The sequence below is a fragment of the Mucilaginibacter sp. P4_D1 genome (assembly GCF_056401935.1).
On the sequence record NZ_JBFUIJ010000005.1, the window covers coordinates 122,319 to 143,177 of the forward strand.

A 20,859-nucleotide genomic window follows, 5' to 3' on the forward strand; every position below is an offset into this window, starting at 1 on the left:
AATTAAAACAGATGAAGATTGGTGCCTACAGGCTGAATACCAAAACGGTAACTGCCCTACTTTTATTAACAATACCCCTTATTAGCAATGCCCAGGGCGAATTGCCATGTAATGATGCCGACCCATTTAACTCAGCCTGCCCGTTGGATAGCTGGGTAGTTGCTTTGGTTATTGCAACCGGGCTGTTTACTGTTATGCATTTACGTCGTAAACAAAAATCCCTCCGGGCTTAAAGCCCAAAGGGATTTTTAAATTTATTGCTTGCAGGTGAAATAAATTTTGGATTAAGCTTTTTTAGTGTCTAAAACAACCGGTGCATGGCCGGTATAATTAAGGTTAAGTTGCTGTAAAATACCGCTAACCACCTTTGGTAATTCCTTCAAAGTAGTTTTGGGATTATGTAATTCGCCAACGCCAAAGCCACGCCACACCAGTTGCCTGGTATTGCGGTCGATGATATCGATGATTAAAGTACCCTCTTTGTACGGCACGCGGGCTACAACACCGCCGCCACCGTAATAAGGATATCCCCAGCCGTAGCCAAAGCCGCCGTATCCGTAAAACGGACGGTATCCCCAGCCAAAACCACCCCAGCCCCAGCCAGAGTAAAGCGTACCATAATAAGCAGGGTAAAATTCATTTTTTACGCCCCTACCTGTTACGGTTGAATAGCTTACCAGCAAATCCGGATCGGTTTCCTGTAGTTTTAGCCCTTTGGCTGTTAATGCCCCGATGGTAGTTTCTTTAACCTTCTCGTCGGCAATTTCCTTTTTTACAACGCCACCTGCCTTATTTGGCTGCGCATCGGGCGGCAACCAGGCAAAAGTACGGTAGGCAGTAAGATTGGTTTTGTTTTTTGCTGCGGTGTAATAATTGTAACTGCTGCAAGCAGACAGGGCAGATACCAGCAACAGTACCAGTCCTGTGTTAATAATTGTTTTCATGACAAAATGCTCCCTTATATTTATTGTTAGACAATGCAGAAACGAAAGGTTTAATTTAAATATTATTTATTTAAACTAACTAACTGGGCGTACAATTTCTCGGTAGGTAAACCAACCACATTGGTGTAGGAGCCACTTATCTTTTCGATACCGATAAGCCCAATCCGTTCCTGTATGCCGTATGAGCCGGCTTTATCAAGCGGGTTATATTGGGCAACATAACTGCTTATTTCATCCAAAGTAAGCTTCCGGAAAAACACTTCAGATACATCAAAAAACACATTGTATTGGTGTTTGTATAACAGGCAAACTCCTGTAACCACCTGGTGAACTTTGCCCGACAGCATTTGCAGCATCTCCACAGCATGTGCCGGAGTTTCGGGCTTACCTAATATTAACCCATCAACACAAACAATGGTATCAGCGGTCAGTACCACCTCGTCACCCACCGTTTCGTCAAAGGCTTCGGCTTTTTTACGGGCTATGTAAACAGCAACCTCCTGTGGCGTTAAGCCCTCGGGGTAACTTTCATCCACATCCTTCAGCACCACCTCAAATTCCATATCCATCAAACGCAAAAGCTCCTGCCTGCGCGGCGATTTTGATGCAAGAATAATTTTTGGAATATTCATTTTGGATGATAGATTTACAGATTATAAGCTTGTTTATCAAAGACTTGTAGACAAAGGATAGAGTTTTTTGACTTTTTAATTTTGACTTTTGACATAACTTACCAGCTATACGCCTCTTCGCTCATCCACCTGTCCTGAACTTTAAGTACTTTTTCAATAATATCGCGGGCACAGCCTTTACCGCCGCCATAAGGCGAAACGTATGCGCTTACAGCTTTTATTTCTTCAACCGCATCGGCCGGGCAAACGGGCAGGCCGGCAAGTTTCATTACTTCCAAATCTGGGATATCGTCGCCCATGTATAATACGTTGGTAGCTATAATGGCTTTCTCCTCCAGGTAAATTTTAAAACGTTGAGATTTGGTATGCGTACCCATATAAACATCATTGATGCCCAGGCTGTTTAAACGATAAATAGCGCTTTTTGAACGGCTACCCGATATGGCACAAACATTATACCCGCATTTTACAGCAAGCTGTAAAGCATACCCATCCTTAATATTAAAGGCACGGCTTTGCTCGCCACTGTCCGTCACAAAAACAGAGCCATCGGTAAGCACACCATCCACATCAAAAATAAACGTGGTTATATCTTTTAATTTATTCAGGAACGACTCCATATTGTTTTATGATTTCACCGATTATTAGGGTGATTACACCGATTTAGGGTTGATTGCACTGCCAAAAATGAAAACTGCCAACCGTTAACTGCAAACCAACTATTGGTTATCCCGCCATTCGTATACCCAGGCTGATTGAATTTGCTCCAGGTGGCCTTCATTTGATTCTTCCCGTTTACCGGCAAAATTAGGCAGGCTTAATACCCACTCCAGCAACTCGGTAAAGCGGATACGGTATATTTTCGATTCGCCAAAATCATCGCCAAATTTTTCGTAAAGCTCCATGGCAATATCTTCGTAATCGTTCCAGTTAATGGGTAAGGCAAATTTATTATCGCTCATTTTTTATATGTTGTACGTTTTACGTGGTACGTTATACGTTTTTTAATCTCGTGTTAATTATCAGTGTGCGCAATTCACGTAAAACGTAAAACGTGATACGTAAAACCTCACCAACCTGCATGGCGCTTAGTGCCCCATAAATGCCGACTGATCAGGAATGGTAACTTCTATATCGCCATCGATGATTACACACTGGCAGCCCAGGCGCGATGTTATACGCGGGTTTACAGCCCTGTCAATAAAATCCTCTTCCTTGTCAGATATTTCCTGGATGTTATCCATCCCTTTGTTTACGTAAACATGGCAGGTGCTGCATCCGCAAACGCCGCCGCAATTGTGCTGTAATTCAATGCCGTTCTCCAGGCATACGTCCAAAACAGATTCTCCCTCGGCTATTGGCAGCTCAACGGTGTCGTGCCCCTTCTCCTCGAAGTTTATCTTTACTTTAAAAATATTCATTTAGGCAAAAGTAACAAAATTACTTATCCTCATGCCCACCATTGTTGTTTTTGATAATACCCTGACTTAATAACGTGTACATTGCCTGCAAATGCGGTTGTCCATCAAGCATTTGCAAGTGCGCGGCCATAGTAGTTTGGTCATTACGTACCGCGGGCCCGGTTTGTACATTAGCCGGCAGTTGCTGTTGTACCTTTTGGGCCGTCTCTAAAATCAAGGGTCTCAGCAAATTAAAGTCAATTTCATGACCGGCAAGCAGTTGCTGAGCCACACCGTACAGATAATTGGGAAAATTACAGGCAAATACCGCTGCCAGGTGCAATATTTTACGCCCGGCCGAGTTAATGCTATAAATGCTGTTGCTAACAGTGGCTGCAAGTTGCTTAATATCAGTATATATACTATCATTTGCGGCTTCAATACACAAGGGGACAGTTAAAAATTCAACTTCGCGCGTTTTGCTAAATGTTTGCAGGGGATAAAGCACACCTGCATTGTTAGTATAGTCCAATAAAACATCGAGGCTGGTTGAGCCTGATGTATGTACTATTAATTTTTGATGTACGGCCAATGCTTCAGCAATTTGGGCAATAGCGTCATCCTTTACCGAAATAATAAAAATATCGGTTTCGGAACTGATTTCCGTAAGCAGGTTTGTGGCGGCAGCGCCAACATGGTAAGCCAACAAGGCCGCGTTGTGCATATTAGGGCTGTAAACCTGCACAATGCGGTGCCCCGCATTTTTAAATGCCGCTGCCATGTGGGTTGCAACGTTGCCCGATCCGATAAATGTTAAGCGCATATAAATTTTACATTTAATGTAAAAATAGATTAACTACCGATTAAATATTTGTGTATTTTAGTAATCATCATCCTAATACCTCATGAAAATACTCAAAGCGAGCATAATAATTATAATATTCCTGGTCGGCGCGGCTACTTTAATACTATTTGGTTTTTATAAATATAATAATAAAGAGAAAAAAATACTTACCAATACCGACCGTAAAAATATTGCCGGCAGCTTTATCAAATTAAGCCAGGGCGTTACTCATTACGAACTAAAAGGCCCCGAAAATGGCGAAGTTATTGTGCTTGTGCACGGCTTCAGCGTACCATATTATATATGGGATGGCACTTATGAATATCTTATTAGCAAAGGCTATAAAGTATTACGATATGACACCTACGGCAGGGGCTATTCTGACAGGCCCGAGGTTACTTATAATAAAGAACTTTACACCAATCAACTGCTGGAACTGATAAGCCAGCTAAAGTTACAGGCCGGCAAAGTAAACCTTGCAGGTGTATCATTCGGCGGTAAAATTGTAACCGACTTTACCTGCCAGCATCCTGATATAGTGAACAAAGTTATACTTATTGACCCGGTATACGAACAACAGAGGCCAAAAGCGCCTAAATATTTGGCCATGTATAACGAAGCCGTAAACTCCGACGAGCGGGCAGCCGGACAGATTACCGACTTCAAGTACCCTAAACAGCATCCCGGATGGAAAAACCTGTACCTGCCACAAATGCAATACAAGGGTTTCAGGAATGCCCTGGTTTCAACTCTCTACGATTATGAAAAACAAGGCCGTCAAAGCTACGTTTGCCTTAACGGAGCCAATAAACCTGTATTGCTCATATGGGGCAAAGATGATAAAACCGTACCATTCGTTTACAGCGATACCATACGCAGCATTTTGAAAGTGAACTTTTTCCCGGTAACAGATGCGGCGCATTTGCCTTTTTTAGAAAAACCCGATTTGGTAAACCCAAAAATTGTCTCGTTTTTAAAAGAGGGATGATCTTACGTCTTTAACACTTTGGGTGTTGCATGCGGCCCGGGCCGCGCGCTTATTGACTTTTTATTTTGCGTAAAAAACTAATGTGTTTTCCCGGATACCTTTTTGAAACTTTGATGAGTACCGCATCGCCTACTTTGAAGGTATCCGCCCCCGCTTCAAAGTCATTTTTAATTTTATCACCTCGGTAAATATATTCTACGGTTATTACTGTTGTCCCCCTCGCCGCGCTAATTTGGATTACCTTACTGTTTACCTCATCGGCATATTGTAACTCCCGATCTGCGTTGTGCCGATAAATTCTTCCCCATATAGAAAACAACAAAAATGCAATTATGATTAAGGTCCATTGGGCCCATGGTTTCCATATCATAGTTATCATGTTTTTCATATAGGTACAGCTATCCCCAGTTGTTCCATTCAGCATCACCATCCAGTCTCCATAAACCCTTGCCAATAGGCAGGTCAATAGCAGAGATAAGTGTTTTATCAATGCCAAAGATTGTTCCTAATGATACTACCCGCATATCATCCTTTTCCACTTCAGTCCCCTCGCCTGCAAACATTTCCCACTCATTCTCCTCCCAGCGCGTCACTTCCGTAATTGGCTCTCCCATCATTACAGCGATATTGGTAGCAACCGTTGAATTTTCGGGAACAGCGTACGTCCAAACGTCATCTAACCATCGCCAAACCGGGTCCGATGGACCGCCCCATTTGTCCGACATGTGGGGGATATCAAGCGTATGGTGTTCAGCATCCGGTATAATTTGAAAAGCGTTTATAGCATCAGTTTTGTAATAATCATAAACGCCCAACATCATTATTTTACTCCATGATGGATCAACCGGGGCAAATGAAAAACTTCCTAAATTATCAACTGCTACTTTTCGATTAAGCAGATTCCTGTGCTTTTTCAACTGGCCGACTATGGTATCGAAAATTAGCCACAAATCATTTTTCAGAAAAATAATCCCCCCGGCAAATATCAATTCAAAGCCAAGCAACCTGGTTAATCCAATGGTATAAGCAAAACGGGGCTGTATAGCGCTATTTACTATAGTGACATGAAATTCGTGATCCTGGATATTCGACCGGATTAAATCTAAAAATTGTTGTTTATTCATTTTATTGACGACAATGATACGGGTTGCATTTTACGATAAAGATAACGTTTTCCTATTTCAGCTAAGTTAATATCGAATCTCAGGTCCGCCGCAAACTTGATGTCGAACGAATCACAGCAGGCGTTCGAATAGCGTTTTTTTAACCTTCCGCTTTTTGCTAACTTGAGCCAATGAAATCTAAATTGCTAATGTACCTTTTTGCATTGCTGAGCTTTAGTTATTATGCAAACACTGCTCCTTTAAAAAAAGATACCAGCTATACTATTGCGCAGGCAAGAAGGATGGCTAAAAAACACATAGGAGTAACCAGGGAAGCGATAAAAGGCTATAAGCCGGGCTTTGATAGTTGCTTATTTACCAACAAGTATACTGTAGCTAACAGGCTAAAGAAATACCCTTATTCCGTGGCGATTAAAATAATGTTGGTATCATATTACGGTGGCGGGCAACCAAATCAGGATATTAAAATTGACTCGCCTTTCAATGCTCCCATCCCATCAACTCACAAGCAGGGCAAGCATTACATGGGCTTAGTTATAAAGAATAAAAAATTGGACTATTCTACGCTGATAGAAACAAAAGTTTTAAACCAGCAACAAGTTGCAGACCTAACCAACATTATTTTCAATTATGAATATGCCGGTATGAAAAACTACACAGTTACAGGTTTTGCAGCGTGTTTTGAGCCAAGAAATTCCATTTTGTTTTTTGATGAAAACGGGGAAATATTTGACCATCTCGACATTTGTTTCCACTGTAATAATTATGAATCGGCTTCAAAAAAGTTAAGTATAGGAACAGCATGCGCTCAAAAATTCGGCATGCTTGCCCGTTTTTTTATAAAAGCAGGAATTAGATATGGGGCGGATAACAAAGTACCGTTAGATTAATTACAAAAGCGTAGCAATCCGGCAGGGCAAACGTCGATTTAAACTGAAAGCCACTCCGCCCAGTTCAATCCTCCATTCAGTTCGGCGCGGCTAAATTCAATATGTACCACCCTCCTCTTTTTATTATTGGTAGTACGGTTTGATGCGTGGAGCAGCAAGGGGCGCATAACCATTACGTCGCCTGCGTTTACATTGCAGGTGGTTTCAGTTTCCAGGTCCCAGTTAATGGTTTCTAGGCGATACACGCCCTTTTTGTGCGATCCGGCTACAACCTTCAGCGCACCGTTGTCGCCGTTGGTATCGTCGAGATGAATGCGGATGGTGAAGTTATTTTGCAGGATGTTTAAAGGCGGCTGTACGCCAAACTGGTTTTGTTTTACCGTCCAGGGGCCATAACCGGGAGCATCGGTCCTCTTATCAACCACAATGGTTAAATCCTGGTGCCAGGCTACAAACCAGTTGCTTAGTTCGGGCTTATCAAAGTAAATGGATTTGGTAACAAAGTATCCTTCGCCAAATAACGCCAGGATGAGTTCCTTTACCTTTGGGTTAAAAATTAAAGGAATTACCTGCGGCAGTTCCTTTAAAAATTGCCTGATGGCAAACAGATCGTCGGTTTTACGGAAGGCGGGGTTCGACTGATCGGCCGCTTCAATCGCAGCGATAATACTGTTAACCTCCGCCTGGGTGTAAATATCATTTACAATGGCAAAACCATCGTTTAAAATATTATCCTGTTGTGTTGTTACCACAGCCGGGCCTGGTTTAAACCGTTTTTAATTCGCTTTTACGGCGCAGTATCGACATAAAGAAACCAATCACCATAATGATAGTGCCCGCCCAAAAGAAATTGATAAAAGGAAACTGAATAGCCTTCATCACCACGAATTTCTTTTTGCTTTCGGGCTGCTGGTAAACCACAATCTCTACCGTTTTATGCTCAGGTATTACCTTGCTGAAACGCAGTTTTAAACCGGCATCATCAACCTTGCGGGCAAAATCAAACACGTTGCCGTTTTTGATCATGTAAACCGGGGTAGCGCTGTATTTATTACCGTTAGATACAATTTCCAAGTGCGCGCCAATGGCCACATCACTATCGCTAAGGGGAATGTTTTGAACTTTAGCCTCCTTGTTTAAACCTGTTAATACAATATATCCATCGCGGTACCTAATAGTGTCGCCGGTTTTTACTTCGTGGCTCACCGGTGCATCGTAATTCTTATCATCGTTATCAGCATCGTGAGCAGCTTCGGCGCTTTCGGTACCTGCTTCGGTAGGCGTAATAGCGTTGGTTAGGGTAATGTGTGTGTAGATATCGCTAAACAGGTAATGGCGTGTATCCGGCGAGGCCGACATGGTGCCTTTGCTTACCTGTACTTTAGGTTTCAATGTAAACTCCTCGGTAACCTTGCCGCTTGCATCTATCTTTTTGTAGTTGATTTTAAACCAGTGATTTGGGGATGATATCGAATCGCCTATATAAGTAACGGTATAATCGCCCAGTTTTGTTGGCTGGTTGCGGTAAACTGTTACGTTTTCGCGCGGGTTTTCCTCTTTGGCAAATTCGGCATTATAAGCCTCGCCGGTGTTGTTTATAGATATTACCTTGCTGGTACCTGCCGAAATCAGCGCCCCTATCATCAGCAAACCAAAACCAATATGCGCCACCGCCGAGCCGGCCAGTTTAAACTTGCCTTTGAAAGCATCGGCCAAAACTTTGCCGTTAACCAATACCGAATAAACCGAACCCCACATAGCCARCACAAACACAAAATTGAGTTTGTACACACCCGTTGTATAGGCAATAAGCGCCGTAAGCGCGGCGGCAATTAGCAGGTATGAACCTGTTATTACAAAGAATTTAGTAACATCTGTTTTTTTGTACTTCAAAAACTGGCTGAAGCCGGTTACTAAAACGATAACAAATACAAACGACGACTGGATAACGTTGTAATGCTTAATAATATCAGATGGCGGTGCCATTTTGGTATGGAAAATGGCATTCCAAACCGGTACCGAAGTAACCACCAGTAAGTGGAAGCAAGACAGGCCCATAAATACGGCGCCTACAAACATCCAAAACTCACGGCTGTAAGTATCTTCATCTTTTTTGGTGATAGGCAGTTCTTTCCAGCGGGATACAAGCAACCATACAGATATCGCCAGGAATATAAAAATACTGATCACCAATTGCCAAAACATCCCCAGGTCGGTAAAGGAGTGTACCGATGTATCGCCCAGGATACCGCTCCTGTTCAGGAACGATGAGTACCAGGTGAGCACATTGCTTAACAGCACCAAAAATGTTGCTGTGAAATACGAATGACCGGTATTTTTAAATACGATTAATACGTGCAGACCCGCTACGAGTACAATCCAGGGAAAGATAGAGGCATTCTCTACCGGGTCCCAGGCCCAAAAGCCGCCAAAGTTAAGCGACTCATATGCCCAAAACGATCCCATCACCACACCAGTACCCAATATCATACAGGCAAACAGGGCGTAAGGGATTGCGGGGGCTACCCACTCTTTATATTTTTTTTGCCAAAGCCCCGCTACGGCGTAAGCAAATGGCACTACCATTGATGCAAAACCCAGGAACAAGGTTGGCGGGTGAATTATCATCCAGTAATTTTGCAGTGATGGCACCATGCCCTGCCCGTCTTTAATAAACTCCAGGTAATTGGGGTTCGAGAAGATGGGCGCTTCCATTGATTGCCTTAACAGCAAGAACGGCGAGCTGCCTATCCGCTGACCAAAAACTTCGACACCTAAAACCATAGCTGCCAATACCACCTGCGACATTGCCACAACCGTCATCACCGGGCGCTCCCATGATTTGGAGCGGAAGATAAGTAAGGTACCTAAAACTGCCTGCCAGAATAGCCAAAGCAAAAAGCCGCCTTCTTGTCCGTTCCAAAACGCCGAAAGGATATAGTAAATAGGCAGCGAGCGCGAGGTATAAGCCCAGGCGTAATGATATTCGAAATAATGCTTATAAATGAGTGTAAACAGGCATACACCTATACCGATGATAGAAGCTAAGTTTACCAGGAAGCCCGCGCGTCCCAGTTTTTGCCAAAGGCTGTTTGGCTTGCCGGCATCGTCGGTAGTGGCAAAATAATAACTTATAAATGATAAAAGCGCGGCACCGAACGAAAGGACGATAAAGAACTGGCCTATCTGGCCCGGTAAAAGGTGTTCACCTTTAAATTGAATATCCATTAAAACGGGTTTATATGCTGGCCGACGCGGCCTTAACTTCTTTGGTTTCTAACTTATCCTGCGTGTATTTGGATGGGCATTTCATCAGGATACTTGATGCGTGGAACTCGCTGCCAACCATTTTACCAGTAAGCACCAGTTGCTCGCTGCGCTCAAAATCTTCGGGCTTGGGGCCTTTCAATATTACCTTGCACTCCTCGCCGTTATTGTCCTTCGCGTAAAAAGAAAAGTAGTTGGCATCCTTAGTGGCATCAAAATATAACTCTTTTGCTTTATTAAGGTGGCCAACAATATGCAGCTCGCTGCTGGTTTTTTCGGCATCGCCAAAAGAACCATATGTGCTTGTGTTAGCGTATACACTTATGATAACCGCTATAGCTATAGCTATAACAACAAGACCAAAAATTGAACTTTTTTTCATCTGCGGTTTATAAAATAAAAATCGTTTTGCAAAAATACAAAACCTAAAGCTAATAATGTTTATTAAGGGTTGTTTGTGTTATTTAGAATCGTTCTTAAGAAAAATCAAGAGTTAAGAATCAAGAGTCGAGACCTGGGAGTGGTTAACACCTTGTAATATATTTTAACGTATTGATTTGTAACTTCTTTATTTCGTGCATAAATTAATAAATTTGTTTATGGAAACGCTAATCATGCACCCGAAGAATAAGGAACAGCTATTGGCTTTAAAAGCTATTGCGAAAGCCTTGAAGATTACTGTTGAAACCCGGAAAAGCCCCTACGACCCTGATTTTGTGGTGATGGTAAAAGACGCTGAAAAACGAGGTAATTATAAAACTATTGATGTGGCTGATATATGGGGCAGTTTAAACTCCAAGTAGAGGAATTAGCCGAAGCGCATATAAGGCGACACTTAAAATCCGGAGACAAAGCGAGTATAAAGAAGATCGAAAAAATACTTGTCGAGCTTACAGAAACACCATATAATGGTATTGGAAACCCCGAGGCTTTGAAATACGAGCTTTCTGGATTTTAGTCGAGAAAGATTAACCAAAAAGACCGGTTAATATACAAAGTAGAAGAAGATGTTGTCACCGTCTTTGTGATCTCTGCTATGGGGCATTATAATAGTAAGTAACCCACAAGTTCCCGATAACTGTGTGCTCAGAGGCGTCGTCCCGGTAAGCCATCGGTTTGTCGAATGCGAACGAATTACGATCTGTGAGGACACAGATCGCTGGATACGCACACAATAGACCTTACTCTTTCACCAATTTCTTATTTCTTATCACATAATACCCAAACAATCCCTTGTTTACCGTGAGCACTCCGTATGACATGCTATCTACTTCGGCATCGGTTGAGGTTGATATACTGCGCTCAAAGTCGCGAAATTTTATTGTAGCATAGGGACTATTACGCCGGTATTGGTGGTGTTTTTCTATAATTATCTCCTTCAGCATAACATTCTTTTTGTCGGCAAAGAAGCTATTGACAGAGAGCACTATTGTGGTAAAGATGCCCATCAGCGGTATAACCGGGGCCAAGTAATAGCGGTAGTCTTTATTAAAGATAAAGGATACCACCAGGCCAAATATCAGCCCGCCGCCAAGCGGCAGTTGGTATCCAATAAACGTATCGCGATACAGGCTAAAGCTTTTAAAAAAAGCGTAAATTCCAACTCCGTAAAGTAAGAGTAACCACCAGCCTTTTATCCGGGCAACACGTTGTTGCTCCTTTCGTTCGAATATCCTTTGTTCTCGTTTATTCACAGTATGTTATTGCTTCATTTCGTTCTGCAGTTGCTTGTACAACGCCTCTAAATCTATTTTGAAATTATTGAGCCTTAAAGTTTTGGCGGCATTTAATAAAAGATCGCTATTGGTTTCCAAGGTTTCGCCCTGGGTAACCGGATTATTTAAGTTCAACACATGAGCAAAGCAAAGGGTGCTTAAGTTTAGCTGTTGTAAAACCGATTTATTGTCGGGAGGCATATTATAGGTCCAAAACAAAAACAGTTTATTATTTATGGTTATCCATTTTTCAGTAACACCGGAAATCTTCATCTTAACATCCTTTTTTACATAGTCAAGTTCGTAATCAGCATAGCCAAGTAATTCAGCCTTTTGTCTTGCCAATGTTGTATCGGTTGTACTTAAAGCGCTGTTGGGTATCAAAATAAACTGTAAGGGTTTATTATCGACATTAATAAGATTAGGATTATCTGTTGGCGCAATCTTTTTTGATACCACATCAAAAGTAATGGAATGCTTGTCGCTGGTATAAACCACTTTGGCGCCTGATTTTGTTTCCATTAAAGCCGGAGTGAATTTTTCGGTGGTTTGTGCAAAAAGTTTACCGCTGCACAACAGGAGCAATAGTATTAAGGTTCGGGTTTGCATTGATGTTGATTTGGGGACAAGATATAAAAATGCGGGAAATGTTTACAAATTATGTGGATGTTAGTTAAGCAAGAGCGAACAGCCCGCATTAGCGATAGAAGCGGGTACAGGCCCGAGCCTAATGCCCCGTGCGCGTATAAGCGGATATGAGCCCGGCCCGAAGGCAATGCCATGATAAGCTGTATTGTATGTATTACTCTTTGACCAGTTTACTTTGTTGGATAACGTAATAACCCAACAGCCCTTTATTAACCGTTAATAGGAGATAGGATGAGCTGTCGAGTTGAGACTCATCGTAAACAGGTATACTTTTAACCAATCCCTGGTAATTGACAACCACATAAGCATCGGATTTACCTTGCTTGTATTGTTTTTGAATAATGGGTTGTTTTAGTGTTACGAATTTATTACTGGCAAATACGTTGTTTATTATCAACGGGATATTGACCATTAAGGAGCATGCGCCCAATATCATAAAACGATACAGATGCTGCTTTTTCCTGATAGCCAGCAAAATTAACACACCCGAAACTATGCCTGCTGTTACCAGCCATGTTGGGTTGACAAGTGTGCGTTCAAGGCAGCTAAACATATAGCTAAACGAAATAAGAGCAAGAATAACAAGTAACACACGCGCCGAGGTAAAATAACCGTCGTCGGGAATTTCGGTTGTGGCAGGTTTGTTCGGTTTAGGCTTTTGCACCTCTTTAAATTTTATCCAATATTAATTAAAAAGAGGCAAATTTTAAATTCCGGCATTTACATTATCAAGTTTGCGCCGTAGGTGCTACCTGTTTGTAGCAAAAATCCCCACACCACTTTTTGCCTCGTAGCGGCTACCCATTGTGATTGCACGGTGTTGAACATACCCGGCTCGGGGTAGCACCTACGGCGCAAAATATTTGTGTTGCTTATTTTCTACAAACGGATAGCCACTAAACGGGGCAGGGCTAATAAAAATAAAAAGAGGCAAGTTGTTAAACCTGCCTCTTTCGTAATATAGCATCAAACCTGCACAGTTCGCGATTGCTTCGTTCCTCGCAATGACATGGTTATTAGCGCTTTGCACCAATGACTAATGACAGCGCAGCGAAATGACCAATAACTGCGAAGCAAATGACCAATGACAGCGAAGCGAAATGACCAATGACTAATATTTTACGGCCAGATACCTAAGTTTTGGTAGCTTACTGCTATTTTATTAATTGCACCTACCATGGCAGCGCTACGCAGGGTATCAATTGCCGGGTTGTTTTTGTAAATCTCCCTGATCTCGTGGTAGGAACGGATCATGGTATCTTCCAAACCGGAGTTTACCAATTCTAATTCAGAAGCACCTTTGATGATGGTTGACCTTTGCATCGGGGTTAATGATGTACCGGTGATGCCCTCTACCATGTTTACCAGGTTAAGGTTTGAGTTTTCCTCGAACCTGCGGTTCATTCGACCAAAGGCTACGTGGCTCAGGTTTTTTAACCACTCAAAGTATGATACGGTCACACCACCGGCATTGGCATACATATCCGGGATAATGATACCACCGTTGGCGTAAAATATAGCTTCAGCCTCGGGCGAAGTTGGGCCGTTTGCACCTTCGGCAATAATTTTTGCTTGTATGTTGCGGATGTTGGCTTCGGTTATCTGGTTTTCTAAAGCTGCCGGTACCAGGATATCGCATGGCTGCTCCAGGCCTTCCATGGTATTCTTAAATTCTTGTGTTGCACCTGCGTAACCCAAAATAGATCCACTTGCTTTGCGGTGTTGGAAAACTGCTTCAACATCCAAACCGTTTTCGTTATAGATAGCGCCTTCAAATTCGCAAAGGCCTACTATGATGGCGCCAAACTCGGCCAGGAACTTGGCAGAGTAGTAACCTACGTTACCTAAACCCTGCACAATGATCCGTTTGCCCGATAAACCTGGCAGCAGGCCAATTTTTTGCATATCATCGCCAAAGCTAACACACTCGCGGATAGCGATAGCTACACCGCGGCCTGTTGCCTCCCTCCTGCCTGCAATACCATGCAAGGCAATTGGCTTGCCGGTAACAGCACCCATGGCATCCAGCTGACCGGGGTTCATGGTGGCATAGGTATCGGCAATCCAGCTCATTTCGCGTTCGCCGCTGCCGTAATCGGGGGCTGGTACATCGATGCTGGGGCCAATAAAGTTTTTCTTGATCAGCTCTACAGTATAGCGGCGGGTGATGTTTTCCAGTTCGCTTACGGTGTATTTTTTAGGATCTATTTTAATGCCGCCTTTTGCGCCGCCGAAGGGCACGTTTACGATAGCACATTTATAAGTCATGAGGGCGGCCAGGGCCATTACCTCATCCTCGTTCACCATTTCGCTGTAGCGGATACCGCCTTTAGTTGGCGATTGGTGGTGCGAGTGCTCAACGCGCCAGGCGTCAATTACCTCGAAACCATTGCCCCTGCGGATAGGAAAACGGAAACGGTAAACACTGTTACATGACTTAATCTGATCCAGCAAACCAGCGTCGTGTTTGGTAAACTGTGCTGCGTAATCAAAGTTTTTACATACGTCGCCAAAAAAGTGGGTTTCCTGGTCGGCAACTAAAATATTGATATCCATAATTATTGTATAAATATTAAACTCTTAAAAAAGTGTGCAAATTTGGTACAATTTTTATCAATATTGCAAATATATTATAGTTAGTGTTTCAGGTACACACTATGCATGCATAGTAAAATCAGTGTTTAAACAGAATAGGGCTATCTTTTTTGTTATTGGTTTTTTTCTATTTTTCTAAGCCTGCGGTCGATAGAGAACAGATAAATGGCCAGTCCTAAAAAAACGATCACGATAGTACACACTACGACGTATATTTTCCCCGAACTGCGCAACACATCGGCCATTTCAACCGGACCATTCTGTTGTGCGAAAGCAGTAGCAAAGCTCAGCAACAACATTAACATTAATGTTAACTTTTTCATTAATTTATTTGGTTCTTTTTATATTCAATTAAACGGATACGGTAACGTACCGATGCTATCCACACGCCCATAGCGCTCCAGGCAATAAATGCCGGGTACAATACCATGCGCATGCGGTTATCCATATCCAACTTACCAAAAGCAGGGTTGCCGCCGTTGCCGGGGTGTAATGAATCTGTCATCCGGGGCAATACCATAATGAGCACGATCATGATAGGGAACGCGAAGATGTTATAAATGGCCGAAATTTTGGCCCGCTTCTGTTCCTCATCAATAGAGTTACGCAATACCGAGTAAGCACAATACAACAGGAACGCAATGGCCGCGCTGTTTTGCTTAGGATCGTTACTCCAGAAAGCGCCCCAGGTGTACCTGGCCCAAAGCATACCGGTTATAAGCCCTATAACAAAAAAGAAAAGGCCTGTATTAGCGCTTTCTACGGCTATCAGGTCGTATTCCTCTTTACCGGTTTGCAGGTATTTAATACTGTAGTAAACCGATATGGTAAATACAGTGAACATGGCCATCCACATGGGTACGTGGAAATAAGTATTACGGATAGTTTCGTGCAGGATGGGCATGGTTGGCACGCCAAGTAATAAGCCCGCAATAAGTGTGTAAACAATCACAATTACGGTTACTACCTTCCACCAGGTTTGATAAATAAACTTCATATTATTTGGATGGCCAAAGGTAGAAAAAAATGTTCATTGGTTCATTAGTTCATTGGTGGCATAGTTGGTTACCGGAATAGCTGGAGATAAATAGCCCAAATAAAACACATCACCACTCTTATCAAACAAGCTAATTAACCGCCAATCACTAATAAACTAATGAACCAATGAACGAAAAAGACAACACCAATGAACTAATAAGATTTGATTTTGGTAAACTTCGGATTGAATTGCGCAAACCAGCCGTAATATGGCGTGTTACCTTTGTGCTGTTAAATTAAAATACACAAATGGAACCAATAAATAAAATAGCCCTTATTACCGGCGGCAGCCGTGGTTTGGGCAAAAACATGGCTTTTGCCCTGGCCAAAAAAGGCATCAACGTAATAATTACCTATCATAGCAAACAAGATGAAGCACAGGCCGTAGTGACCGAAGCCGAAACCCTGGGTGTTAAAGCCGCCGCCCTGCAATTAGATGCCGGCGATGTTAAAAGCTTCGACGGCTTTTTTAATCAATTAAAAACGGTTTTGAAGGAAAAGTTTGACACCACCAACTTCGATTTCCTGGTTAACAATGCAGGAATTGGCATTCACGCCCCCTTTGCTGATACCAACGAAGAAGATTTTGATTTACTGGTTAACGTACACTTAAAAGGTGTTTTCTTTTTAACCCAAAAAGCGTTGCCCCTGATTAATGATGGTGGCCGCATTATCAACCTATCGAGCGGACTGGCACGTTTTAGTAACCCGGGTTATGCTGCTTACGCAGCCATGAAGGGTGCCATTGAAGTATTAACCCGTTACCAGGCCAAAGAACTGGGTGCCCGCGGCATAGCGGTAAACACCGTGGCCCCCGGCGCCATTGAAACTGATTTTGGCGGCGGCGTGGTACGCGATAATGAGCAGGTAAACAAAATGATTGCCGGTGTAACCGCACTTGGCCGTGTTGGCGTACCCGATGATATTGGCGGCGTGGTAGCGTTTTTGTGCACAGAAGATGCGCGTTGGATTAATGCGCAACGCATTGAAGTATCGGGCGGCATGAACATTTAACGCGGTTTCGCCATCACACAAAAAAACTCCCGGTTGGCAGCCGGGAGTTTTCAAACAAAAATTCAAACCAATAAATAACTAACCTTTTACACCTTGTTGTACGTGAACCAAAACGTAATGGTTACGTTAAAAATTAGATTTTTTATTTATTTAAACAACTCAATACAAATTGATTATCCCCCGGTTACTTTAACCACCGAAGGCTTACTTTAAACTTTAGACGGCGCTACGCCAAAGGCTTTTTTAAACGCGAACGAGAAGTGCGAGAGGTCTTCAAAACCCAGTTCAAGGTAAACCTCAGATGGGGCCTGCTTTTTCTGCTTAATCAGGTAGTGGGCCTGTTGCAGCCTGCGCTGCTGTAACCATTTGCCGGGGGTAGTATGAAAGGTTTTTTCAAAATCGCGTTTAAACGTGGCCAAACTCCGTCCTGTTAGGTAGGCAAAGCGTTTTAGCTCTACATTAAACTGGTAATTTTTGTTCATAAAGCCTTCCAGGTCTATTTTACCAGGCTCGCTGAAATCAAACAGCACATCTTTAAGTTCGGGATTGCCCTGCAGTAATATCAATATAGCTTCGCGGAGTTTTAAACGTTGTAACTCATTGCTAATGGTATGTCCGCTCTGCTGGTAAGGCAACAGCGACTCCATAAAGCTTTTATATAAAGCGTTGGTTTTTAAAGCGATAAAAGGCCCGTCGGCATCATGCTTTTCTGATTTCAGACCGTACTCTATACTAAAGTTACGCAAGGTTTGCTGGTCGAGGTAGATGGATAAAGCCCTGTACTCGCCATTGAGCGGCGGCGATTTTATAAATTTGATAAGGTGATTGCGTTTGCTTAACCTAAAATCCCCCTCTTTAACATGATAAGTATGCTCTCCGTCGGTTATCTGGATGGAGCCGGCTATCTGGTAACTAAAAACATGCTCGGGCACAAACTGCTCGCCCTCCCTGCTCCTGGTAATGTAGCAGGAGTGCTTTATTTGCTGTAAAATGGGTTCTTTATCCTGTTTAAGCATATCATTCAAATTTACAATAATAGCTGCGCCTGTAAAATAAACCTGCACAGCTATTATTCCTGGTGATTATTTTTTGAGCGTGAGGTATGCTTTTCCCTGCGCCGACTCAAAGAAGTTCTCCGATTCATCATGATCGGTTGAAATACTTAAGGGGGCCCATTTTTCAAGTTCGGCCATTTTGGCGGTGTCGGATGCTTTTACAATAGCTAAGCCCTCGCTGCCCAGTATTAAATGTAGTGGCGGCTGCGGATGGTCAACAATTTCAAGCATTACTTTTGCAGCCTTATCAGGGTCGCCAACCGGTTTAAAATTGCCACTTTTGAAAAAGGCGGCCCTTTTTTCGACTGTAGATTCGTATCCTTCAATTGATTGTGCGTAAGTCATCGAGTCGCCGGCCCAATCTGTGCGAAAACCACCCGGTTCAATCACAATTACTTTGATACCCAATGGGGCCACTTCCTGTGCAAGGCCCTCGCTAAAGCCGCTCAAGCCAAACTTTGCTGCCTGGTAAATGCTTACACCACCGCTGCCTACCCTACCACCAATGGAGCTGATTTGCAAAATATGCCCCGACCGTTGTTTACGCATATGAGGCAACGCAGCGCGGGTAATTGCTATGGGTGCCCACAGGTTGGTATCCAGCTGGCTTTGCACCTGCTCATCCGTATAAGCTTCGGCAGCACCGGTAATACCGAAGCCGGCATTGTTTACCAATACATCTATGCGGCCAAAATGCTGTATCGTACTTTCAATAGCTGCGTTTATTTGTTGCTGGCTTGTTACATCCAGTTGAATGGGAAGCACCTGGTTAGGGTATTTATCTATAAAATCCTGTAACTGCCCGGGGTTACGGGCTGTAGCGGCTACTTTATCGCCTTTGGCCAATACTGCTGCTGTGAGGCTGCGTCCCAATCCGCGGGAGCTGCCTGTAATAAACCATATTTTTTCCATGTCTCTTTTTATTTGTTTGTTAATACAAATATCGGGAGAACCCATGGGCTACGTTTTGTTGTAAAGCTCAAACTACTTTGCTGTAAGGTGCAGATGCCGGGGTTTATCAGACCTGCAAAAATTGCCCGTTGATCAAAATGGCTTCTTTAGCTGGTGAATGAACTTGTAACCCTACTTTTTTAAACAGGCCACCACGCCCTCAATCACCCTTTTTGTTTCCTCCGGGTCGCGCACCTGTATACAATCGGCGCCGGTAGTACGGGCCGGGTAATCATTACCGCCATCAAACAAGGCATCGCCCATAAACAGCATTTGGCTAATGGGTATTTTCAGCATATCGTGCAGCTTGTGCATTCCGTAGGCTTTATCTATTCCGGGTTTGGTAACATCAATGGACGTGGCGCCACCCAGGTTAACGGCAAAATCCGGGATCAGTTTATCCAGTATAGTCTTAATTTTTTTGCGCTTTTTAAAATCGGAATCCCAGGCTTTTTTAGGTTCGAGCGGGGCTTTTTGACCAAGGGCCGAAAAAGTGATCTGGCTGTCGCGGTCTTCTACCTGATCGCCCCAAATCTTTTCGGCCATAAAACCCGATTTTTCAACAGCTTGATTCAGTGAACTGATGATCTTTTTCTTTTCGGCGGCAGTAAAATCCTCTGAATATATCTTTTTCCAGCCAGTGGGCTTGTATTGATAAAACTTGGTACCACAGGTAGGCAGGATGGAAAGTTTTGCCAGCTTTGTACCTTTAGGCAGGTGGGCAATAACCTGTTTTTCAAACTGGGGYCAGTCGCCGCCAGATATGATGGCAACTTTAGCCACATCCAGCAGTGCCGAAAACAATTTGGCCATTTCGGCATCTATCGCTGCCTTACTTTCGGCAAGGGTGCCATCCAGGTCAAAAACAATTAGTTTTTTCATGATGGTTAAGCAACAGGCAGAATGGTTGTTTGGTTTGGGACGATTTTAGGTATTATTTAACTCGTATAACAGCAAAAAGAAATCGCCATTAATTTATACTTAAATGGCGATTTCTTTTTTTGGTGATGACTACTCAACCGCATCCACCAATTTCAACAACTCCAATAAATTATCAATAATACCCTCGGGATTGGCCGATTGCAATTGCTGCAAAGTATGCGCGCCCGTGGTAATACCAACATTCATTAAGCAACCCGCATTGCGGCCTTCTTCAATATCAATAATCGAATCGCCAACTTTTGCTACTTCTGCACCATCAGTTATGCCAAAATGCTTCATGGCAAACAGGATCATGTCAGGGTTGGGGCGATTTTTATCTACATCAGTAGCGGTAACCAGCAAATCAAACTCTACACCTTCTTCCCAGCCTAATTTGTTAACCAATGATTCGGCAGTTTCCCGGTTGTAACCGGTATTTAAAACTACAATAATATCCCTTTCGGCTAAAGCACCAAATAAATCTGTTGCGTTGGGTTGCGGCAATACTTCCAGCGTGGCATAAGCATCCGCCAGTTGTACAATAAAGTTGGCGTAGATGGCATCGGCAAGGGTATCATCGTCAATGCCTGCATAAGCCTGTAATATGCTTTTTATTGCCTGCAATTTTTCTTTACCTGCACCTTGGGCCAACACCTCATCAAGGCTAAAGTTATAACCGGCCTCGTTTATAGCTGTCCGAAGCGTTTTGTATACTACGTTATTCTCGTCAACTGTAGTACCGGCCATATCAAAAACAACCATTTTTATCATATCATTCTATTTTTTATCTGTGTGTAAATTATCTTTTCAATTCTACGGTATAAAATCATTTC

Annotated in this window: 26 protein-coding genes; 6 read left to right on the forward strand and 20 right to left on the reverse strand. The window is 43.0% G+C overall.

Translation table 11 applies throughout. From position 1 onward, the window contains the following. Nucleotides 1-11 precede the first annotated feature (11 nt). Complete coding sequence (locus AC1DV1_RS07240; protein WP_477357036.1) at nt 12-233, forward strand: hypothetical protein; 222 nt, start codon at nt 12-14, stop codon at nt 231-233. Nucleotides 234-284: 51 nt separating this feature from the next. On the opposite strand, the gene AC1DV1_RS07245 is transcribed toward AC1DV1_RS07240, so the two are convergent. The 6 genes from AC1DV1_RS07245 to AC1DV1_RS07270 form a co-directional block, all read right to left on the reverse strand. Further along, the gene (locus AC1DV1_RS07245) at nt 285-944 is read right to left on the reverse strand and encodes a DUF4136 domain-containing protein (RefSeq protein WP_477357038.1); all 660 of its coding nucleotides are present in this window, start codon (nt 942-944) and stop codon (nt 285-287) included. A gap of 62 nt (nt 945-1,006) precedes the next feature. After that, nucleotides 1,007-1,576: a Maf family protein gene (locus tag AC1DV1_RS07250; RefSeq protein WP_477357040.1), complete on the reverse strand. Its 570-nt coding sequence runs from the start codon at nt 1,574-1,576 to the stop codon at nt 1,007-1,009. A 98-nt stretch (nt 1,577-1,674) separates the two neighbouring features. Further along, nucleotides 1,675-2,196: a KdsC family phosphatase gene (locus AC1DV1_RS07255; RefSeq protein WP_147052511.1), complete on the reverse strand. Its 522-nt coding sequence runs from the start codon at nt 2,194-2,196 to the stop codon at nt 1,675-1,677. Between the two features lie 99 nt (nt 2,197-2,295). After that, entirely contained in the window at nt 2,296-2,538 is a 243-nt protein-coding gene (gene iscX / locus AC1DV1_RS07260; protein WP_477357041.1) for a Fe-S cluster assembly protein IscX, read from the reverse strand. Nucleotides 2,539-2,664: 126 nt separating this feature from the next. Then, nucleotides 2,665-2,997 (reverse strand): 2Fe-2S iron-sulfur cluster-binding protein, encoded by a 333-nt coding sequence (locus AC1DV1_RS07265; protein WP_090648362.1) that lies wholly within the window; start codon nt 2,995-2,997, stop codon nt 2,665-2,667. A gap of 19 nt (nt 2,998-3,016) precedes the next feature. Continuing rightward, nucleotides 3,017-3,799 carry a Rossmann-like and DUF2520 domain-containing protein gene (locus tag AC1DV1_RS07270; RefSeq protein WP_477357044.1) on the reverse strand — a complete coding sequence of 261 codons (783 nt, stop codon included), beginning with the start codon at nt 3,797-3,799 and terminating at the stop codon, nt 3,017-3,019. Nucleotides 3,800-3,881: 82 nt separating this feature from the next. Between AC1DV1_RS07270 and AC1DV1_RS07275 the strand changes: the two genes are divergently transcribed. Beyond that, nucleotides 3,882-4,808: an alpha/beta fold hydrolase gene (locus tag AC1DV1_RS07275; protein ID WP_477357046.1), complete on the forward strand. Its 927-nt coding sequence runs from the start codon at nt 3,882-3,884 to the stop codon at nt 4,806-4,808. Nucleotides 4,809-5,206: 398 nt separating this feature from the next. Here the strand turns inward: AC1DV1_RS07275 and AC1DV1_RS07280 are convergent, their stop codons facing one another. After that, entirely contained in the window at nt 5,207-5,932 is a 726-nt protein-coding gene (locus tag AC1DV1_RS07280; RefSeq protein ID WP_477357048.1) for a DUF4262 domain-containing protein, read from the reverse strand. A 170-nt stretch (nt 5,933-6,102) separates the two neighbouring features. On the opposite strand from AC1DV1_RS07280, the gene AC1DV1_RS07285 reads away from it, so the two are divergent. After that, nucleotides 6,103-6,822: a hypothetical protein gene (locus tag AC1DV1_RS07285; RefSeq protein ID WP_477357050.1), complete on the forward strand. Its 720-nt coding sequence runs from the start codon at nt 6,103-6,105 to the stop codon at nt 6,820-6,822. Nucleotides 6,823-6,860: 38 nt separating this feature from the next. Here AC1DV1_RS07285 and AC1DV1_RS07290 read toward each other — a convergent pair whose 3' ends face one another. The 3 genes from AC1DV1_RS07290 to AC1DV1_RS07300 are packed head-to-tail and all read right to left on the reverse strand — an operon-like array spanning nt 6,861 to nt 10,471. Beyond that, nucleotides 6,861-7,574 (reverse strand): phytanoyl-CoA dioxygenase family protein, encoded by a 714-nt coding sequence (locus AC1DV1_RS07290; protein ID WP_477357052.1) that lies wholly within the window; start codon nt 7,572-7,574, stop codon nt 6,861-6,863. Between the two features lie 13 nt (nt 7,575-7,587). Continuing rightward, the gene (gene ccsA, locus AC1DV1_RS07295; RefSeq protein ID WP_477357054.1) at nt 7,588-10,050 is read right to left on the reverse strand and encodes a cytochrome c biogenesis protein CcsA; all 2,463 of its coding nucleotides are present in this window, start codon (nt 10,048-10,050) and stop codon (nt 7,588-7,590) included. A gap of 10 nt (nt 10,051-10,060) precedes the next feature. Beyond that, complete coding sequence (locus AC1DV1_RS07300; protein WP_477357056.1) at nt 10,061-10,471, reverse strand: cytochrome c maturation protein CcmE domain-containing protein; 411 nt, start codon at nt 10,469-10,471, stop codon at nt 10,061-10,063. Between the two features lie 217 nt (nt 10,472-10,688). Here AC1DV1_RS07300 and AC1DV1_RS07305 point away from each other — a divergent pair, with 217 nt between their 5' ends. Next, nucleotides 10,689-10,892: a DUF2683 family protein gene (locus AC1DV1_RS07305; RefSeq protein ID WP_477357058.1), complete on the forward strand. Its 204-nt coding sequence runs from the start codon at nt 10,689-10,691 to the stop codon at nt 10,890-10,892. Further along, entirely contained in the window at nt 10,868-11,047 is a 180-nt protein-coding gene (locus tag AC1DV1_RS07310) for a type II toxin-antitoxin system YoeB family toxin (RefSeq protein WP_477357060.1), read from the forward strand. The genes AC1DV1_RS07305 and AC1DV1_RS07310 overlap by 25 nt, the downstream gene beginning before the upstream one ends. A gap of 223 nt (nt 11,048-11,270) precedes the next feature. On the opposite strand, the gene AC1DV1_RS07315 is transcribed toward AC1DV1_RS07310, so the two are convergent. The 6 genes from AC1DV1_RS07315 to ccsA (AC1DV1_RS07340) form a co-directional block, all read right to left on the reverse strand. After that, on the reverse strand, nt 11,271-11,783 hold the full coding sequence (locus tag AC1DV1_RS07315; protein WP_477357062.1) for a hypothetical protein: 513 nt from the start codon (nt 11,781-11,783) through the stop codon (nt 11,271-11,273). A gap of 6 nt (nt 11,784-11,789) precedes the next feature. Next, complete coding sequence (locus AC1DV1_RS07320) at nt 11,790-12,413, reverse strand: hypothetical protein (protein ID WP_477357064.1); 624 nt, start codon at nt 12,411-12,413, stop codon at nt 11,790-11,792. Nucleotides 12,414-12,606: 193 nt separating this feature from the next. Next, a complete protein-coding gene (locus tag AC1DV1_RS07325; protein WP_477357066.1) occupies nt 12,607-13,116 on the reverse strand; it encodes a hypothetical protein in 510 nt (169 codons plus the stop codon). 455 nt (nt 13,117-13,571) lie between these two features. Beyond that, nucleotides 13,572-15,008 carry a Glu/Leu/Phe/Val family dehydrogenase gene (locus tag AC1DV1_RS07330; RefSeq protein ID WP_477357068.1) on the reverse strand — a complete coding sequence of 479 codons (1,437 nt, stop codon included), beginning with the start codon at nt 15,006-15,008 and terminating at the stop codon, nt 13,572-13,574. A gap of 152 nt (nt 15,009-15,160) precedes the next feature. After that, nucleotides 15,161-15,370, reverse strand: a complete 210-nt coding sequence (locus AC1DV1_RS07335) for a CcmD family protein (protein WP_090644910.1) — start codon at nt 15,368-15,370, stop codon at nt 15,161-15,163. After that, nucleotides 15,370-16,044: a cytochrome c biogenesis protein CcsA gene (ccsA, locus tag AC1DV1_RS07340; RefSeq protein ID WP_090644907.1), complete on the reverse strand. Its 675-nt coding sequence runs from the start codon at nt 16,042-16,044 to the stop codon at nt 15,370-15,372. The genes AC1DV1_RS07335 and ccsA (AC1DV1_RS07340) overlap by 1 nt, the downstream gene beginning before the upstream one ends. Nucleotides 16,045-16,334: 290 nt before the next feature. Between ccsA (AC1DV1_RS07340) and AC1DV1_RS07345 the strand changes: the two genes are divergently transcribed. Next, on the forward strand, nt 16,335-17,099 hold the full coding sequence (locus AC1DV1_RS07345) for an SDR family NAD(P)-dependent oxidoreductase (protein WP_477357069.1): 765 nt from the start codon (nt 16,335-16,337) through the stop codon (nt 17,097-17,099). A gap of 209 nt (nt 17,100-17,308) precedes the next feature. Here AC1DV1_RS07345 and AC1DV1_RS07350 read toward each other — a convergent pair whose 3' ends face one another. The 4 genes from AC1DV1_RS07350 to AC1DV1_RS07365 all read right to left on the reverse strand — a co-directional run bounded on the left by AC1DV1_RS07350 (nt 17,309) and on the right by AC1DV1_RS07365 (nt 20,797). Beyond that, entirely contained in the window at nt 17,309-18,163 is an 855-nt protein-coding gene (locus tag AC1DV1_RS07350; RefSeq protein WP_477357072.1) for a helix-turn-helix domain-containing protein, read from the reverse strand. Nucleotides 18,164-18,181: 18 nt separating this feature from the next. After that, nucleotides 18,182-19,066, reverse strand: a complete 885-nt coding sequence (locus tag AC1DV1_RS07355) for an oxidoreductase (protein ID WP_477357074.1) — start codon at nt 19,064-19,066, stop codon at nt 18,182-18,184. A gap of 171 nt (nt 19,067-19,237) precedes the next feature. After that, complete coding sequence (locus AC1DV1_RS07360) at nt 19,238-19,987, reverse strand: HAD-IIB family hydrolase (RefSeq protein WP_477357076.1); 750 nt, start codon at nt 19,985-19,987, stop codon at nt 19,238-19,240. A gap of 129 nt (nt 19,988-20,116) precedes the next feature. Beyond that, the gene (locus tag AC1DV1_RS07365) at nt 20,117-20,797 is read right to left on the reverse strand and encodes a phosphonatase-like hydrolase (RefSeq protein WP_477357078.1); all 681 of its coding nucleotides are present in this window, start codon (nt 20,795-20,797) and stop codon (nt 20,117-20,119) included. Between the last annotated feature and the right edge of the window lie 62 nt (nt 20,798-20,859).

Coding starts and splice junctions, on each gene's coding strand:
- AC1DV1_RS07240 (WP_477357036.1), top strand. CDS start 12: ATGAAGATTGGTGCCTACAGGCTGAATACCAAAACGGTAACTGCCCTA.
- AC1DV1_RS07245 (WP_477357038.1), bottom strand. CDS start 944: ATGAAAACAATTATTAACACAGGACTGGTACTGTTGCTGGTATCTGCC.
- AC1DV1_RS07250 (WP_477357040.1), bottom strand. CDS start 1,576: ATGAATATTCCAAAAATTATTCTTGCATCAAAATCGCCGCGCAGGCAG.
- AC1DV1_RS07255 (WP_147052511.1), bottom strand. CDS start 2,196: ATGGAGTCGTTCCTGAATAAATTAAAAGATATAACCACGTTTATTTTT.
- iscX (WP_477357041.1), bottom strand. CDS start 2,538: ATGAGCGATAATAAATTTGCCTTACCCATTAACTGGAACGATTACGAA.
- AC1DV1_RS07265 (WP_090648362.1), bottom strand. CDS start 2,997: ATGAATATTTTTAAAGTAAAGATAAACTTCGAGGAGAAGGGGCACGAC.
- AC1DV1_RS07270 (WP_477357044.1), bottom strand. CDS start 3,799: ATGCGCTTAACATTTATCGGATCGGGCAACGTTGCAACCCACATGGCA.
- AC1DV1_RS07275 (WP_477357046.1), top strand. CDS start 3,882: ATGAAAATACTCAAAGCGAGCATAATAATTATAATATTCCTGGTCGGC.
- AC1DV1_RS07280 (WP_477357048.1), bottom strand. CDS start 5,932: ATGAATAAACAACAATTTTTAGATTTAATCCGGTCGAATATCCAGGAT.
- AC1DV1_RS07285 (WP_477357050.1), top strand. CDS start 6,103: ATGAAATCTAAATTGCTAATGTACCTTTTTGCATTGCTGAGCTTTAGT.
- AC1DV1_RS07300 (WP_477357056.1), bottom strand. CDS start 10,471: ATGAAAAAAAGTTCAATTTTTGGTCTTGTTGTTATAGCTATAGCTATA.
- AC1DV1_RS07305 (WP_477357058.1), top strand. CDS start 10,689: ATGGAAACGCTAATCATGCACCCGAAGAATAAGGAACAGCTATTGGCT.
- AC1DV1_RS07310 (WP_477357060.1), top strand. CDS start 10,868: ATGGGGCAGTTTAAACTCCAAGTAGAGGAATTAGCCGAAGCGCATATA.
- AC1DV1_RS07320 (WP_477357064.1), bottom strand. CDS start 12,413: ATGCAAACCCGAACCTTAATACTATTGCTCCTGTTGTGCAGCGGTAAA.
- AC1DV1_RS07330 (WP_477357068.1), bottom strand. CDS start 15,008: ATGGATATCAATATTTTAGTTGCCGACCAGGAAACCCACTTTTTTGGC.
- AC1DV1_RS07335 (WP_090644910.1), bottom strand. CDS start 15,370: ATGAAAAAGTTAACATTAATGTTAATGTTGTTGCTGAGCTTTGCTACT.
- ccsA (WP_090644907.1), bottom strand. CDS start 16,044: ATGAAGTTTATTTATCAAACCTGGTGGAAGGTAGTAACCGTAATTGTG.
- AC1DV1_RS07345 (WP_477357069.1), top strand. CDS start 16,335: ATGGAACCAATAAATAAAATAGCCCTTATTACCGGCGGCAGCCGTGGT.
- AC1DV1_RS07355 (WP_477357074.1), bottom strand. CDS start 19,066: ATGGAAAAAATATGGTTTATTACAGGCAGCTCCCGCGGATTGGGACGC.
- AC1DV1_RS07365 (WP_477357078.1), bottom strand. CDS start 20,797: ATGATAAAAATGGTTGTTTTTGATATGGCCGGTACTACAGTTGACGAG.